A 13,896-nucleotide genomic window follows, 5' to 3' on the forward strand; every position below is an offset into this window, starting at 1 on the left:
TCAGACCCGCAGGATGCCGCGCAGGTCAGTGAGCACCGAGTTCGCGGCCAGCACGCCGAGGCCGAGGTACCAGGTCTCGTCGGGGACGGCCTTGGCGTGGCCGGCCTTCACCGCGCCCAGCGTCGACCACAGCGGGCCGCCGAGCACGCCGGACTGGTCGGTCTTGCCGGGGTCGCCGTAGGTGCCGTACAGGATCCAGTCGGCGTCGGCCTTGCCGATCTGCTCCGTGCTGATCTCCACGGCCAGGTCGTTGGCCTTGCCGGACTCGGTCACCGGCAGCCCGGTGTCGGCCAGCACGGTGCCGATGAACGACTTGGTGGCGTACAGCCGGATCCGGCCGGGCATGAAGCGCAGCATGGAGATCACCGGCAGCGTGCCCAGCCTGGCCTGCGCGTCCTGGCCGAGCTTGCGGGCCGCCGCCTCGTAGTCGGAGATCATCTTGTCGGCCTGCTCGGTGCGGTCCAGCGCCGCCGAGTTGAGCCGGAAGTTGCTCTTCCAGGTGTAGCCGGGGCGCTCGGTGAACACCGTCGGGGCGATCTTGGCCAGCAGCGGGTACTGCTTCTCGGCGCGCAGCTTGGAGCCCAGGATGAGGTCGGGCTTGAGCGCGGCGATGGCTTCCAGGTTGAGCGTGTTGGTGGTGCCGACGTCGGCCGGCTTGCCGCCCTTGTCGCCGACGTAGGACGGCATGTTCGGCGAGCCGTCGGGGAAGGCGACGCCGACCGGCTGGACGCCGAGCGCGACCACGTTGTCCAGCTCGCCGGTGTCGAGCACGACGACCCGGGTCGGCTTGTGGTCGAGCGTGGTCTTGCCCATGGCCTGCGTGATGGTGCGCGGGAACACGCCGGGCAGCGCGTCGGTCCCGTACTTGGCGGTGCGGGCGCCGGCGTCGAGAAAGGCGGGGCCGCCCTGCGCCACCTCGGAGCGGCCGTCCGAGGACGGGGCCTGACCGCAGGCGGCCAGCGTCCCGGTGGCCAGCGCGGCCGCGACCAGCACGACGATTCCCTTGGCTCTCATGTTAGGGCAGCCTACCCTTGGCATTTCGCGGCTGGCGTGGCGCGTGTGCGCGGGGGTAGGAAGGTCGGGCCGGATGGTTGTCGCGACGAGGGGACCCCGTGATGAAGAAGATCATCAACGACCCGTCCACAGTGGTCGACGAGGCCCTGCGGGGCATGGCGCTGGCCCATCCGGACCTGCTGGTGGTGCAGCCGGATCCGGCCGTGATCTGGCGCGCCGACGCGCCGGTGGAGGGCAAGGTGGCGCTGGTCTCCGGCGGCGGCTCCGGCCATGAGCCGATGCACGGCGGCTTCGTCGGCACGGGCATGTTGGACGCCGCCTGCCCGGGCGCGGTGTTCACGTCGCCGACGCCGGACCAGGTGCAGGCGGCCGTCGAGAAGGTCAACGGCGGCGCGGGCGTGCTGCTGATCGTCAAGAACTACACCGGCGACGTGCTGAACTTCGAGACAGCGGCGGAGCTCGTCGCGATGGACGGCGTCGACGTGCGCACGGTCGTGATCGACGACGACGTGGCCGTCAAGGACTCGCTGTACACGGCCGGTCGCCGCGGCGTGGCCGGCACACTGCTGCTGGAGAAGATCGTCGGCGCGGCGGCGGAGCGGGGCGCGGACCTCGACCGCTGCGAGGCGTTGGCGCGCAAGGTGGTTGCCAACGTGCGATCGCTGGGCCTGGCGCTGACGGCGTGCACGGTGCCGCACGTCGGGCAGCCGAGCTTCGAGCTCGCCGACGACGAGTACGAGCTCGGCATCGGCATCCACGGCGAGCCCGGCCGCCAGCGGCTTCCGATGGAGCCCGCGGACGCCCTGGTGCGCCGGCTGATCGAGCCCGTGGTGGAGGACCTGCCGTTCGCCGAGGGCGACCGCGTGCTGCTGTTCACCAACTCCATGGGCGGCACGCCGCTGGTCGAGCTGTACCTGGCGCACGGCATCGCCGAGAAGCTGTTGGCCGAGCGGGGAATCGTGGTGGAGCGCCGACTCGTCGGCCCGTACGTGACAAGTCTGGAGATGCAGGGCATGAGCGTGACGCTGCTGAAGCTGGACGACGAGTTGACGGAGCTGTGGGACGCGCCGGTGCGCACCGCGGCGCTGCGGTGGGGGATGTGACGATGGGCTGCTCCGGCACGGATGTGGCGTCGGCGGTGCGGGCCATGGCGACGGTCGTCGCGGCGCACCGGGACGAGCTGGTCGAACTCGACCGGGCCATCGGCGACGGCGACCACGGCGAGAACCTCAAGCGCGGCTTCGAGGCCGTCGTGTCCGCATTGGACTCGTCCGAAGTGGACACTCCGACTGCGGTGCTGAAGCTGGTGGCGAAGACGCTGATCTCCAAGGTCGGCGGCGCGTCGGGACCGTTGCTGGGCACGGCCTTCCTGCGTGCGGCGACGAGCCTGGAGGAGGTCGACGGCGCGTCGGTCGCCGCCGCGCTGCGGGCGGCGCTGGACGGCGTCGTCGCGCGGGGCAAGGCCGAGGTCGGCGACAAGACGATGGTCGACGCCTTGCGGCCGGCGGTCGATGCGGCCGAGGCCGTGAAGGACAAGTCGGTGGCGGAGGTGCTGGCGGCCGCGGCGACCGCGGCCGAAGCCGGCGCCGAGTCGACGATTCCGTTGGTGGCGCGTAAGGGGCGGGCGTCCTACCTGGGCGAGCGCTCCGCCGGGCACCTCGACCCCGGTGCCCGCTCGACGTCGCTGCTGCTGCGATCGCTGGTCGACTCGGCGGCCGCGTCATGACCGTCGGCATCGTGATCGTCTCGCACAGCGTCAAACTGGCCGAGGGAGTGGCCGAACTGGCCGGCCAGATGGCGCCGAACGTGACGATCCGGGCGGCAGGCGGGATGGACGACGGTTCCCTCGGAACCGACTTCGACCGCGTCTGCACGGCGCTGGAACAAGCCGACACCGGTGACGGCGCGGTGCTGCTCTACGACCTGGGCAGCGCCCGGATGATCGCCGATCTCGCCGTCGAGGCGCATGCGAACCCGTTGCACGCGGTCGTCGTCGACGCCCCGGTGGTGGAAGGTGCGGTCGCGGCGGCCGTCGCCGCGCAGGGCGGCGGCGACCTGGCCGGCGTCGCCCGGGCGGCCGGGGAACGGCCGCCGGAGTTCGGCGCGGAGGAGCCGCAGGTCGCGGGCGAGAGCGTGGACCTGGTGCTGCGCAACGAGGTCGGCCTGCACGCCCGGCCGGCCGCGCTGCTGGTGCGCACGATCGCCAGCCTCAAGGCCGATGTGACCGTCTACCACAACGGACAGCAGGCCGACGCCCGCAGCGTGCTGGCGCTGATGGGCCTGTCCGCGCGCGGCGGTGACACGATCAGGGTGGTGGCCGACGGGCCGGACGCGGCCGAGGCGCTGCGCCGGATCGGCAAGCTCGTGGAGATCGAGTTCGAGGAGTAGTCCGGAACGCACTGAACCGCCCGGGCGGCTGTGGGCGTAGTTGGCGGCGATCGTCACTGCGAGCACGACCGACCGGCCGGCTCAGTGCTTTTCAGGAAGGACTGCTCATGGTTGTCACTCGGGTGATCGCCGCGAGTGCGGCGCTCGCCGCGTTCACGATCGTCGCGGTGGCGCCGGCCGCCTACGCCGACACCAGCAACAGTCGCAACAACGGCGACGCCTCCTTGAAGATCGAACCGTCGCAGCGCTCCTACCACGGCGGCGACATGATCAAGCTCGACGCCAGGTGCGACTCCGACCGCGCCGACATCGCCGTCTCCGCCGCGCTCGACAACGTCAAGGAATGGATCAGGACCGGCCGCAGGGACTTCAACCTGCAGGCCACCGCCCGGGTCCGGGGCGACGTGCGCTCCGGCAACTTCGAGATCGCCTTCCGCTGCGGCAACCAGAAGATCTCCGTCACGATCAACGTGGACAACGGCAACCGTGGTGGCGGCCGCGGTGGCGGCGGGACCACGACGACGACCAACACCACGACATCGACCACAGTGGACACTTCGACCACCATGGTCTACCCCAGCGGCGCGCCGCAGACCGGCGGCGAGGGCCCCTCCGACACCGGTTCCGGGCTGCTCACGCTGGCCGAGCTCGGCGGCGTGGTGCTCGTCGCCGGCGCGGGCGTCGGCGTCGCGGTGAACCGCAGGCGCAGGCTCGCCGTCCAGCGCGGCTGAGGGCGGGGCATGGAGCCGACACTGCACATTCCGAACCCCTCCCGGCACAAGTCGCCGCCCGGCCGGCGCACCACGATGGTGGTCGTCGGCGCGCTGGTCGCGGTGTTCGCGGTGGCCGGGGTCGCGATCGGGATCTTCCGGACCGGCTCGCCCAGCGTGAACACCGCGCTGAGCAGCCCGGTGCCACCCTCGGCGAGCGAGGCGGTCAACGCGCCCGTCACGACGACGTCGGTGGCGCAGCAGGCACTTCCGCCGGCCGCGAACGGGTCGCGGCCGGCGATTCCGGTGCGGGTGGACGTGGACGCGATCAACGCCCACTCCTCGCTGGTCCAACTTGGACTGAACGCCGACAAGACCGTGGAGGTGCCGCCGGTGGAGCAGCCGCTGCAGGCCGGTTGGTACAAGTTCGGGGCGCGGCCCGGAGAACTGGGCAAGGCGGTGATCCTCGGGCACGTGGACGGCGGCGGCCAGCTCGGCATCTTCAACCGGCTGCGCGACCTCAAGCCCGGCAACGCGATCAAGGTGACCGAGCAGGGCGGGCAGGTGCTGAACTTCGTGGTGCGGCAGGTGCAGCAGGTGCCCAAGGCGCAGTTCCCGACGCAGGCCGTGTACGGCCCGTCCACCCAGCGCGAGCTGCGGCTGATCACCTGTGGCGGCGCGTTCGACAAGGCCAGTGGCAACTACGTGGACAACATCATCGTCTCCGCCGTGCTCAGTTGACGAGGGCCGGCCTGAAGTCGTCGGCGTCGGGGCGTGTCGATCCTGGGTGACGCGTTCCCGGCGCCGGCCTCTTGGTGGGGTGGGGGAGAAGGAGGGCCGCGGGGGAACTTGCACGATTCGGTGGCGAAGCTCACCCGGATGAGCGGTCGCGGCATGGCAGTATCTCCGCCAAGCTCGGATGTTACTGACGCGTAGCAAGCCAGTGACGCCGCTTCGACGAGCGCCGGAGGTCCGCCGTGACGCGCGAAATTTCCACCGAAGATCCGCTTGCGGGATCGAGCATCAGCACCGTCGGGATCGTGGGACTGGGCACCATGGGCGCCGGCATCGCGGAGGTGTGCGCGCGCAGCGGGTTGCGGGTGATCGCGGTCGAGGTGGACGAGGCGGCGATCGCCAAGGGGCGCGGGCACATCGAGCACTCCACCGAGCGGGCGCTGCGCGGCGGCAAGCTGGACGAGGCCGGCCGCGCCGAGCTGCACGACCGGATCTCCTGTACCACAAGCCTTTCCGACCTCGCCGAGGTCGACCTGGTGATCGAGGCCGTTCCGGAGAGCCTCGCGCTGAAGGCGGAGATCTTCGCGCAGCTGGACAAGATCGTGCGGCCGGACGTGATCCTGGCGTCCAACACCTCCTCGCTGTCCGTCACCGAGATCAGCGTGCACACCGGCCGCCCGGGCAAGGTGCTGGGGCTGCACTTCTTCAACCCCGCGCCGGTGCTCAAGCTGGTCGAGGTGGTGCGCACCGTCGTCACCGAGCACGACGTGGTCGACGCCGCCGTCGCGTTCCTCGGCGGGCTGGGCAAAACGCCGGTGGTGATCGGCGACCGGGCCGGCTTCATCGCCAACGCACTGCTGTTCGGCTACCTCAACCACGCCGTGCGGATGTACGAGAGTCGTTACGCCACAAGGGAAGACCTCGACGCCGCGATGCGGTACGGCTGCGGCTACCCGATGGGACCGTTGGCGCTGCTGGACCTGATCGGCCTGGACACCGCGTACGAGATCCTCGACACGATGTACCACCAGTCCCGCAACAGGTTGCACGCGCCGGCGCCCATTCTGAAGCAGATGATCACCGCCGGGCTGTTGGGCCGGAAGTCCGGGCGCGGCTTCTACACCTACGAGGCGCCCGACTCGCCCGTCGTCGTCGCCGACACGACCGTGTCGGCTTCGGTCGCCGGCACGCCGCGTGAGGTGCACCGGGTCGGCGTGATCGGCACCGGCACCATGGCCACCGGCATCGTCGAGGTGTTCGCCAAGGCCGGGCACGACGTCGTGCTGCGGGCTCGCGGCGTGGACAAGGCCGAGGCCGCCGTCGCCAAGATCCGCAAGTCGCTGGACAAGGCCGTCGTCCGCGGCAAGCTCGCCGAGGCCGACCGGGACGCCGCGCTGGCCCGCATCCACACCGCCGTCGAGTTCGAGGCGCTGGCCGACTGCGACCTGGTCATCGAGGCCGTCGCCGAGGAGCTCTCGGTCAAGCAGGCCGTTTTCGGGGCCTTGGACGAGGTGTGCAAGCCCGGCGCGGTGCTCGCCACCACCACCTCGTCGCTGCCCGTCATCGAGTGCGCCGCCGCCACGTCCCGCCCCGGCGACGTCATCGGCCTGCACTTCTTCAACCCCGCCCAGGTGATGAAGCTCGTCGAGATCGTCTCGACGATCTCCACCGCCCCCGACGTCGTCGCCACCGCCCACGCCGTCTGCAAGGCCCTTCGCAAGGAGCCCGTGCACTGCGGCGACCGCGCCGGCTTCATCGTCAACGCGCTGCTGTTCCCGTACCTCAACGACGCCGTGAAGATGCTCGAGGCGCACTACGCCGAGGCCGACGACATCGACACCGCCATGAAGGTCGGCTGCGGGCTGCCCATGGGACCCTTCGAGCTCCTCGACGTCGTCGGCCTCGACGTCTCCCTGGCCATCGAACGGACCCTCTACCTCGAGTTCCGTGAGGCCGGCTTCGCCCCCGCACCCCTGCTCGAACACCTCGTCACCGCCGGCCGCCTCGGCCGCAAGACCGGCAAGGGGTTCCGCGACTACACCATGTGACGGTCCGCTACGCTTCGCACGTGACGATCATGCGCCTCCTCGGGTTGCCGCCTCGGGTCTGCGACACGATCCATGCCAAGGCCCGAGTCGCCGGACTGTCCGTGGAGGACTACGTCCGCGGCCACCTGATCGCGCTGGCGTCACAGCGGACGTCCGACGAGATGCTGAACGAGATCGAGGCCCGGCTGGCCCGACCGCTCTCCGGACTGTCCTCGAACCCTGAGGAATCGACCGATGAGCACAACCAGCAGTGCAGCGCTGAATCAGCGCTATCCTGACGACGTGGCGACCATCCAGATCCGCGACCTCCCCGACGACACGTACCGAACGATCCGACTGCGGGCCGAGTCGGCCGGCCAGTCGATCCAGGCGTACATGCGTGACCAGGTGATCGCGATGGCCGCGAAGAAGACCAAGCAGGAAGTGATCGCGATCATCGAGGCGGGCCTGGCCGAATCCGGCGGCGCCGACCCCGACAAGATCCTCGCCTACCGGGACGAGGAACGCCGGTGACCGATCTGGTGTTGGATTCCTCCGCGTTCGTGTACGCGACCACTGTGTACACCGACGATGCTCGGGAACTGCGCAAGCGGATCGCCGCGTCGACCTGCCATGTCCCGCACCTGGCCGACGCCGAGGTGGGCAGTGTGCTGCGCCGTCAGGAACTGGCCGGCGACCTGTCGGCCGACGAGTGCCTGACGGCCCTCCACTCGCTCAAGCACCTGGTGGACAACCGGTATCCGGCGATCGGGCCGCTGGCCGACGCCGCTTGGCAGCTACGCGGTGCCATCACCTTCTACGACGCCCTCTATGTCGCACTTGCGGCGAACCTGGGCGTGCCGTTGGTGACCATGGATGCCCGGTTGAGCCGGGCGCCGGGAGTGACCTGTGCGGTCGAGGTTGTGGGGCAGCCCTAGCCGCCGCAGCAGCCCCCGCCGCAGCAGCCCCCGCCGGCGGGGGCTGCTGCGGCGGTGTTCACGCCGACGGTGGTGAGCAGCTTGACGGTGTCGTCGTGCCCGGCGGGGCAGTGGGCCGGGTCGGCGGCGCTGCTCATCGGCCGGTTCACCTCGAAGGTGTCGCCGCACTGGCGGCACCGGAACTCGTAGATCGGCATGGGACCATTGTCCGGCACGGACGGTCCCGCCGGATAGCCTGGGCACCCGTGCCCCGGAGAAACCGACCCCAGCGCCCGCGGCCGCAGGACGACGAGCCGCGGCCGTCGACGTTCGGCTGGGCGCGGGTGGAGTCGGGGCCGGACGGCGACTGGAACGTGCGGCCGGTCGGCGGCGCGGAGAAGACGTACCGGTGCCCGGGCTGCGACCACGAGATCCGGCCGGGCACGCCGCACGTGGTGGCGTGGCCGGCGGACGACTACGGCGGCGTCGAGGACCGAAGACACTGGCACACGGGTTGTTGGAACAGCCGGGGAAGGCGCAGACCGACGTCCCGGCGCTGGTGAGTCAGCGGAGCTCGGGCACGGATCCCGCCGACGAGGCGCGCACCGGTTCCAGCTCGGCGGGCCACGGCGTGGTCGAGGTCATGCCGGCATCGTGCCGTCGGCCCGGCGTCGACCTGGCACGATTTTCGGTGATGAGCACCGAGATCCGCGCCAACACGATGCTGCCGGCCCGACGCGAGCCGGTCACGTTGACCACGGCCGACGGGCTGCGGCTGGTGGGGGAGCTGGCGCTGCCGGAGAAGGCGCCGAGGGCGACGCTGATCTGCCTGCACCCGCTGCCGACGCACGGCGGCATGATGGACTCGCACCTGTACCGCAAGGCGGCGTTCCGGCTGCCGGCGCTGGCCGACATCGCGGTGCTGCGTTTCAACACCCGGGGCACGGCGAGCGAGGCGGGCCGCAGCGAGGGCGCGTTCGACAACGGCGACGGCGAGCGGCTGGACGTGGCGGCGGCGCTGGCGTTCGCCCAGGAACGGAACCTGCCGAACGTGTGGCTGGTGGGCTGGTCGTTCGGCACGGACCTGGCGCTCAGGCACGGCTGCGCCGAGGAGGTGACCGGCGCGGTGTTGATCTCGCCGCCGCTGCGCTACAGCGCGCCGGAGGACCTGACGACGTGGGCGGGCACGGACAAGCCGGTGGTCTGCCTGGTGCCGGAGTTCGACGACTACCTCCGCCCGGCGCAGGCCCGCGAGCGGTTCGCGCCGATCCCGCAGGCGCGTGTCGAGGAGTTCGCCGGCGCGAAGCACCTGTTCGTCGGCTACACCGAGCCGGTGCTGGACGCGATCGTGGCCACGGTCGCGCCGGACGTCGAGGTCCCGCTGCCACGCGTCTGGGACGGCCCGGCCGAGGAGCGTCGGGTCACGATCGTCTGAACTCCAGCCAGAACGGATCGCAGCCGGCCCGCCGGAAACCGAGCCGCTCGGCCAGCCGGATGGACGGCAGGTTGTCCCGCGTCGTGATCACGACGACCGGCGCGCCCGGCCCCTCCCGCTCGGCCCACTCGACGGCGGCCCGCGCCATCTCCAGCGCCAGCCCACGCCCCCAGACGGCCGGCCGGAACCGGTAGAACATGTTCAGCGCCGGCGCGCCGTCGTGCTCGACCGGCCGCAGCCCGCCGATCCCGACGGCCTGCTCGGTCGCGGCGTCGACCACCAGCCAGTAGCCGATGCCGTGCTCCACCCAGTCGGCCACCCAGCACCGCAGCTGCTGGGCGATCCGCGCCGGGCTGGCGGTGCCGACGGGGTTGTGCCGGTTCGCCGCCGGGTCGCCCTGGATCTGCACCACAACGGGCAGGTCGTCGGGCCGTAACCGGCGCAGCAGCAGCCGCTCGGTGCGCAGTTCGGCGAGCATGCGCCGATTCTGCGCCGACTGTGTCGTTACAGATGCTCGATGCGGCTCTCGGGGAGCCGCTTCAGTACCTGTTCGACCGTCTCTTCGGCGGTCTGGGTGGAAGTGTCCAGCCACAGCCCGATCCGCGGCGTGTCCCGATGCACGACGGCGTTGAGCGCGGCCGGCGTCCACACGTCGTCATAGGCGATCTTGTCCCGCTCGGCCTCGCGGCGACGCACCGTTTCCTCGTCCGGCACGAGCACGACCACGTGCAGCGGCCGGGCCCGCAGCGAGCGTACGAACTCGACCAGGTGGCGGCCGACGATGATGTCCTCGACCACGGTGGCGAAGCCGGCCTCGTGGAAGGAGTCGGCCAGCAGCGCGGTCTGCCGGTAGCGCAGCGCGAGCTGGCGCAGCGCCTCGGGCGTCGGCTCCGGCGTCATGTCGGCGCGGCCGCCGCGGACCATTGTGCGCACGGCGTCGCCCTCGACGAACGCGCTCGTGGGCAGCGCGTCGGCGAGCAGCCGGCCGACGGTGGTCTTGCCGGCGGCGGAGGTTCCGGTCAGCAGGATGAGCGGATGGTCAGCCACGAGCGTGCACAGTAGCGTCGGAGCACATGATGTTGGTCCTGTTGCACGCGTTCCCACTGGACAGCCGGATGTGGGACGGCGTTCGCGAACCCTTGGCCACACGTTTGCGGCTGGTCACGCCCGATCTCGGCGAGGGCCCGCCCAGCCTGGACGCCGCCGCCGACACCGTGCTGGCCGGGCTCGGCGACGAACCCTTCGTGCTCGGCGGCTGCTCCATGGGCGGCTACCTGGCCATGTCCATCCTGCGCAAGGCCCCGGCCCAGGTCCGTGGCCTGCTCTTCGTCGACACGAAGTCAGCCGCCGACGCGGCCGAGGCGCGGGAGAACCGGCTCGCCGTCGCCGCTCGTGCCGAGTCCGAGGGCGTCGCGGGGTGGCTGGCCGACGCCATGCTGCCCAACCTCGTCGGCCCCACCACCCGGGAGCACCGCCCCGAGGTCCTCGCCACGCTGCGCTCGCTCATCGACTCGCAGGCCGGTTCGGTCGTCGCACGGGCCCAGCGGGCCATGGCCGCCCGCCCCGATTCGACGGAGCTGCTGGCCCAGGTGACGGTGCCGACGCTGGTCGTCCGTGGGGCGGAGGACGCCCTGATGGCCCCGGGCGCCGTCGAGGTTCCCGGTGCGCGGGTGGTGGAGATGGCCGGGTGCGGGCACCTGCCGCCGGTCGAGGACCCCGACGCGTTCGTGGCCGTGGTCCTCGACTGGCTGGCGGATCAGCGCTTGGCGCCCTGACGCGGCGGGGTCGGGCGCTGGATCTTCTTGGTCTGCTCGGCGTCCTTGGCGGCGGCCGGCTGCTGGCCCTGCTGGGGCTGCTGCTTCGCCGGCTGCTTGCCCTGCTGCGGACGACGCGGCGTGGCGGGCTTGGCGGCCTGCGCCGGCTTGGCCGGCACCTGCTGGACCGGCTGCGTGGCCTGGGCCTGCGGGGTCGCGGGCCGGCCCTGCTGGGCGGCGGGGTTGGCGGCGGTCAGCGGTGCCTGCCCCTGCGGACCGGCCGGAGCCTGCGACTTGGCGGCCGCGGCCGGGCCGGCCGGGGCCTGCGGCTGAGCGGCTTGCGGCTGCGCCGGGGCGGACTGGCTCTGCGCCGGCTGAGCCGGAGCGGCCGGGGCCGGCTTGCCCTGGGCGGTGGCCGGAGCGCCGCTGGCCTGCGCCGACGGCGGCTGGGGCTGGCCGGGGGTCGCCGGAGACTGAGCGCCGGAGATCGGAGCCGCCTTGTCCTGCGGCGCCGGGATACCGCCCTCGGGCACCTTCACCTGCACGGTCGGCGACTCGTCGGCCACCTTCTCCTCGGGCAGCCGCTCCAGCATCGGCGCCGCGGCGAGGATCAGGCCGCGAGCCTCGGTGAGCTGGCCGGCGATCCGGTTGCGCAGCTGACGGAGCTGCTCGACCCGGCGGGTGGCGTCGCCGACCCGGCGGGCGGACTCGTCGGTGGCCTCCCGCACGCGGCGGTGCGCCTCGTCGGTGGCCTCCTGCAGCCGCGCGGTGGCCTCGGCGATGGAGTCGTGCCGACGGCGGTTGGCCTCCTCGGTCGCCTCCCGGACCCGCTTCTCGGCCTCGTTCTTGCTGGCGGCCTCCTGCTCGGCCAGGGCCCGCATGGCCTCGGTGCGCCGAGCGGACATCGCGATCTCGAAGTCCTCCTCGATCTGCGTCCGCTTGGCCAGGGAGTCGGCGTCGGCCTTGGCCCGGGCCTGGGCCGCCGCCTCGTCGAGCTCGTCCCGCTTGGCGGCGGCCTCGTCGGTGAGGCGCTTGGCCTCGGCGTGCGCGGCCTCCATGACACCCTTGTGCTCGGTCTCCATGGCGGCCCGCCGCGCGTCGAGGTCGCGCATCATCTGCTCGTACCGGGCCCGCAGCGCGGCGCCTTCCTCCTCGGCGCGGGCGCGGATGTGCCCGGCCTCGGCCTCGGCGCGGGCCTTGGTCTCGTTGGCCTCCTCCTGCGCGAGCTTCAGCATTCGCTGCAGTCGCTCGCTCAGACCCTCGAGGGTGGTGGGCGGCAGCGACAGCCGGTCCACCTGCCCGCGCAGGTCGTCGATCTCCGACCGGGCCTTCTCCAGCTGCCGGGCCAGGTCGTTGGCCTGCGACACGGCGGCGTCCCGGTCGGCGGCGAGCAGCTTCAGGTCGGCGTCCAGCCGTTCCAGGTGGTCTTCCACCTGGGCTTTGTCGTAACCGCGCTTGACGACGTCGAAGCCGGTTCCCAACGGGACGAGATCGCGGTCGCTGCCGAGGGCCATGTCTCCACGCTACCGGTACGAGTGACACCGGTGTGCACGGCGCGGGTGGGAATCCCGGTCACACGCCCCGGAACCGGTTGATCTCGGACAGATGCCGGGCCCGCAGCTCGGGGTCGCGCACGCCGAGGCCCTCCTCCGGGGCCAGGCACAGCACGCCGACCTTTCCCTGGTGCGCGTTGCTCTGCACGTCCCGCGCGGCCTGCCCGGTCTCGGCCAGTGTGTACACCTTGGACAGTGTGGGGTGGATCTTCCCCTTGGCGATCAAGCGGTTGGCCTCCCACGCCTCGCGGTAGTTGGCGAAGTGCGAGCCGATGATCCGCTTGAGGTTCATCCACAGGTAGCGGTTGTCGTAGCTGTGCATGTAGCCGCTCGTGGACGCGCAGGTGACGATGGTGCCGCCCTTGCGCGCCACGTAGACGCTGGCGCCGAAGGTCTCGCGGCCGGGGTGCTCGAACACGATGTCGGGGTCGTCGCCGCCGGTCAGCTCGCGGATCTTGGCCCCGAACCGCTTCCACTCCTTGGGGTCCTGCTCGTGCTCGTCCTTCCAGAACCGGTACCCCTCGGCGTTCCGGTTGATGATCAGCTCCGCGCCCATCCGCCGGCAGATCTCGGCCTTCTCCTCGCTGGACACCACGCACACCGGGATCGCGCCGCCGTTGAGGGCGAACTGCGTGGCGTACGAGCCGAGGCCGCCGGAGGCGCCCCAGATCAGCACCGTGTCGCCCTGCTTCATGTTGGCGCCGTTGGTGGACACCAGCTGCCGGTACGCGGTGGAGTTGACCAGCCCGGGGGAGGCGGCCTCCTCCCAGGTGAGGTGCCGCGGCTTGGGCATCAGCTGGTTGGTCTTGACCAGCGCCAGCTCGGCCAGGCCGCCGAAGTTGGTCTCGAAGCCCCAGATCCGCTGCTCGGGGTCGAGCATCGTGTCGTTGTGCCCGTCGGGGCTCTCCAGCTCGACCGACAGGCAGTGCGCGACCACCTCGTCGCCCGGCTTCCACGCCTGCACGCCTGGGCCGGTGCGCAGCACGACGCCGGCCAGGTCGGAGCCGACCACGTGGTAGGGCTGGTCGTGCCGGGACGCCAGCGGCGAGGTCCTGCCGTAGCGCTTGAGGAAGCCGAAGGTGGACATCGGCTCGAAGATCGAGGTCCAGACGGTGTTGTAGTTGATGGCGCTGGCCATCACGGCGACCAGCGCCTCGCCCGGACCGAGTTCCGGGGTGGGCACCTCGTCCAGGTGCAGCGACCGGCGCGGGTCCTTGTCCGCGGTGGCCAAGCCGTCGAAGAGATCCACCTCGTCGGCGTGCACGGTCACACCCCGGTAGGTCTCGGGAACGGGTAGGTGCGCGAGCGTGTCGAGCTCGTCGGCTTGGATCGCGTCAAGGATCTTCTGCACGGCGGTGCCTCC

The 13,896-nt window shown here is 71.6% G+C and carries 18 protein-coding genes; 12 read left to right on the forward strand and 6 right to left on the reverse strand.

The window, feature by feature from the left end:
- Positions 1-1,014 carry an ABC transporter substrate-binding protein gene (locus BJ998_RS25260; protein WP_221338120.1) on the reverse strand — a complete coding sequence of 338 codons (1,014 nt, stop codon included), beginning with the start codon at positions 1,012-1,014 and terminating at the stop codon, positions 1-3.
- Positions 1,015-1,115: 101 nt separating this feature from the next.
- Between BJ998_RS25260 and dhaK the strand changes: the two genes are divergently transcribed.
- The 9 genes from dhaK to BJ998_RS25305 all read left to right on the forward strand — a co-directional run bounded on the left by dhaK (position 1,116) and on the right by BJ998_RS25305 (position 7,812).
- Positions 1,116-2,117, forward strand: a complete 1,002-nt coding sequence (gene dhaK / locus BJ998_RS25265) for a dihydroxyacetone kinase subunit DhaK (protein ID WP_184865452.1) — start codon at positions 1,116-1,118, stop codon at positions 2,115-2,117.
- Positions 2,118-2,119: 2 nt separating this feature from the next.
- A complete protein-coding gene (gene dhaL / locus BJ998_RS25270; protein ID WP_184868924.1) occupies positions 2,120-2,740 on the forward strand; it encodes a dihydroxyacetone kinase subunit DhaL in 621 nt (206 codons plus the stop codon).
- Positions 2,737-3,402, forward strand: coding sequence for a dihydroxyacetone kinase phosphoryl donor subunit DhaM (dhaM, locus tag BJ998_RS25275; protein ID WP_184865454.1), 666 nt, complete (start codon positions 2,737-2,739; stop codon positions 3,400-3,402). The genes dhaL and dhaM overlap by 4 nt, the downstream gene beginning before the upstream one ends.
- A 107-nt stretch (positions 3,403-3,509) precedes the next feature.
- Positions 3,510-4,133, forward strand: a complete 624-nt coding sequence (locus BJ998_RS25280; protein WP_184865456.1) for a hypothetical protein — start codon at positions 3,510-3,512, stop codon at positions 4,131-4,133.
- Positions 4,134-4,142: 9 nt separating this feature from the next.
- Positions 4,143-4,853, forward strand: a complete 711-nt coding sequence (locus tag BJ998_RS25285; protein WP_246488648.1) for a class F sortase — start codon at positions 4,143-4,145, stop codon at positions 4,851-4,853.
- 281 nt (positions 4,854-5,134) lie between these two features.
- The gene (locus tag BJ998_RS25290; protein ID WP_312890568.1) at positions 5,135-6,895 is read left to right on the forward strand and encodes a 3-hydroxyacyl-CoA dehydrogenase family protein; all 1,761 of its coding nucleotides are present in this window, start codon (positions 5,135-5,137) and stop codon (positions 6,893-6,895) included.
- A gap of 20 nt (positions 6,896-6,915) precedes the next feature.
- Positions 6,916-7,173 (forward strand): hypothetical protein, encoded by a 258-nt coding sequence (locus BJ998_RS25295; protein WP_184865478.1) that lies wholly within the window; start codon positions 6,916-6,918, stop codon positions 7,171-7,173.
- Positions 7,174-7,177: 4 nt separating this feature from the next.
- On the forward strand, positions 7,178-7,408 hold the full coding sequence (locus BJ998_RS25300) for a FitA-like ribbon-helix-helix domain-containing protein (RefSeq protein WP_184865480.1): 231 nt from the start codon (positions 7,178-7,180) through the stop codon (positions 7,406-7,408).
- Complete coding sequence (locus tag BJ998_RS25305) at positions 7,405-7,812, forward strand: type II toxin-antitoxin system VapC family toxin (protein ID WP_184865482.1); 408 nt, start codon at positions 7,405-7,407, stop codon at positions 7,810-7,812. The genes BJ998_RS25300 and BJ998_RS25305 overlap by 4 nt, the downstream gene beginning before the upstream one ends.
- Here the strand turns inward: BJ998_RS25305 and BJ998_RS25310 are convergent.
- On the reverse strand, positions 7,809-8,009 hold the full coding sequence (locus BJ998_RS25310) for an FmdB family zinc ribbon protein (RefSeq protein ID WP_184865484.1): 201 nt from the start codon (positions 8,007-8,009) through the stop codon (positions 7,809-7,811). The two genes, BJ998_RS25305 and BJ998_RS25310, sit on opposite strands and share 4 nt — an antisense overlap.
- A 48-nt stretch (positions 8,010-8,057) precedes the next feature.
- On the opposite strand from BJ998_RS25310, the gene BJ998_RS25315 reads away from it, so the two are divergent.
- Positions 8,058-8,354: an Rv1322 family protein gene (locus BJ998_RS25315; RefSeq protein ID WP_184865486.1), complete on the forward strand. Its 297-nt coding sequence runs from the start codon at positions 8,058-8,060 to the stop codon at positions 8,352-8,354.
- A 131-nt stretch (positions 8,355-8,485) separates the two neighbouring features.
- On the forward strand, positions 8,486-9,226 hold the full coding sequence (locus BJ998_RS25320; protein ID WP_184865487.1) for an alpha/beta hydrolase: 741 nt from the start codon (positions 8,486-8,488) through the stop codon (positions 9,224-9,226).
- On the opposite strand, the gene BJ998_RS25325 is transcribed toward BJ998_RS25320, so the two are convergent.
- Positions 9,213-9,704 carry a GNAT family N-acetyltransferase gene (locus tag BJ998_RS25325; protein WP_184865489.1) on the reverse strand — a complete coding sequence of 164 codons (492 nt, stop codon included), beginning with the start codon at positions 9,702-9,704 and terminating at the stop codon, positions 9,213-9,215. The two genes, BJ998_RS25320 and BJ998_RS25325, sit on opposite strands and share 14 nt — an antisense overlap.
- Positions 9,705-9,730: 26 nt before the next feature.
- Positions 9,731-10,273: an AAA family ATPase gene (locus tag BJ998_RS25330; RefSeq protein WP_184865491.1), complete on the reverse strand. Its 543-nt coding sequence runs from the start codon at positions 10,271-10,273 to the stop codon at positions 9,731-9,733.
- 26 nt (positions 10,274-10,299) lie between these two features.
- Between BJ998_RS25330 and BJ998_RS25335 the strand changes: the two genes are divergently transcribed.
- Positions 10,300-11,001 (forward strand): alpha/beta fold hydrolase, encoded by a 702-nt coding sequence (locus BJ998_RS25335; RefSeq protein WP_184865493.1) that lies wholly within the window; start codon positions 10,300-10,302, stop codon positions 10,999-11,001.
- Here BJ998_RS25335 and BJ998_RS49610 read toward each other — a convergent pair.
- Both BJ998_RS49610 and ccrA read right to left on the reverse strand, forming a co-directional pair.
- Positions 10,983-12,494, reverse strand: coding sequence for a coiled-coil domain-containing protein (locus tag BJ998_RS49610; RefSeq protein WP_376775902.1), 1,512 nt, complete (start codon positions 12,492-12,494; stop codon positions 10,983-10,985). The genes BJ998_RS25335 and BJ998_RS49610 overlap by 19 nt on opposite strands.
- Before the next feature lie 58 nt (positions 12,495-12,552).
- Positions 12,553-13,884, reverse strand: a complete 1,332-nt coding sequence (gene ccrA, locus BJ998_RS25345; protein WP_184865502.1) for a crotonyl-CoA carboxylase/reductase — start codon at positions 13,882-13,884, stop codon at positions 12,553-12,555.
- Positions 13,885-13,896: the final 12 nt, after the last annotated feature.

Source organism: Kutzneria kofuensis (assembly GCF_014203355.1).
Classification (GTDB): Bacteria; Actinomycetota; Actinomycetes; order Mycobacteriales; family Pseudonocardiaceae; genus Kutzneria; species Kutzneria kofuensis.

Excerpts from the sequence above, each read along its gene's own strand:
- dhaK (WP_184865452.1), top strand. The coding sequence starts at position 1,116 with ATGAAGAAGATCATCAACGACCCGTCCACAGTGGTCGACGAGGCCCTG.
- BJ998_RS25310 (WP_184865484.1), bottom strand. The coding sequence starts at position 8,009 with ATGCCGATCTACGAGTTCCGGTGCCGCCAGTGCGGCGACACCTTCGAG.
- BJ998_RS25260 (WP_221338120.1), bottom strand. The coding sequence starts at position 1,014 with ATGAGAGCCAAGGGAATCGTCGTGCTGGTCGCGGCCGCGCTGGCCACC.
- BJ998_RS25320 (WP_184865487.1), top strand. The coding sequence starts at position 8,486 with ATGAGCACCGAGATCCGCGCCAACACGATGCTGCCGGCCCGACGCGAG.
- dhaM (WP_184865454.1), top strand. The coding sequence starts at position 2,737 with ATGACCGTCGGCATCGTGATCGTCTCGCACAGCGTCAAACTGGCCGAG.
- BJ998_RS25285 (WP_246488648.1), top strand. The coding sequence starts at position 4,143 with ATGGAGCCGACACTGCACATTCCGAACCCCTCCCGGCACAAGTCGCCG.
- BJ998_RS49610 (WP_376775902.1), bottom strand. The coding sequence starts at position 12,494 with ATGGCCCTCGGCAGCGACCGCGATCTCGTCCCGTTGGGAACCGGCTTC.
- dhaL (WP_184868924.1), top strand. The coding sequence starts at position 2,120 with ATGGGCTGCTCCGGCACGGATGTGGCGTCGGCGGTGCGGGCCATGGCG.
- BJ998_RS25280 (WP_184865456.1), top strand. The coding sequence starts at position 3,510 with ATGGTTGTCACTCGGGTGATCGCCGCGAGTGCGGCGCTCGCCGCGTTC.
- BJ998_RS25325 (WP_184865489.1), bottom strand. The coding sequence starts at position 9,704 with ATGCTCGCCGAACTGCGCACCGAGCGGCTGCTGCTGCGCCGGTTACGG.
- BJ998_RS25335 (WP_184865493.1), top strand. The coding sequence starts at position 10,300 with ATGATGTTGGTCCTGTTGCACGCGTTCCCACTGGACAGCCGGATGTGG.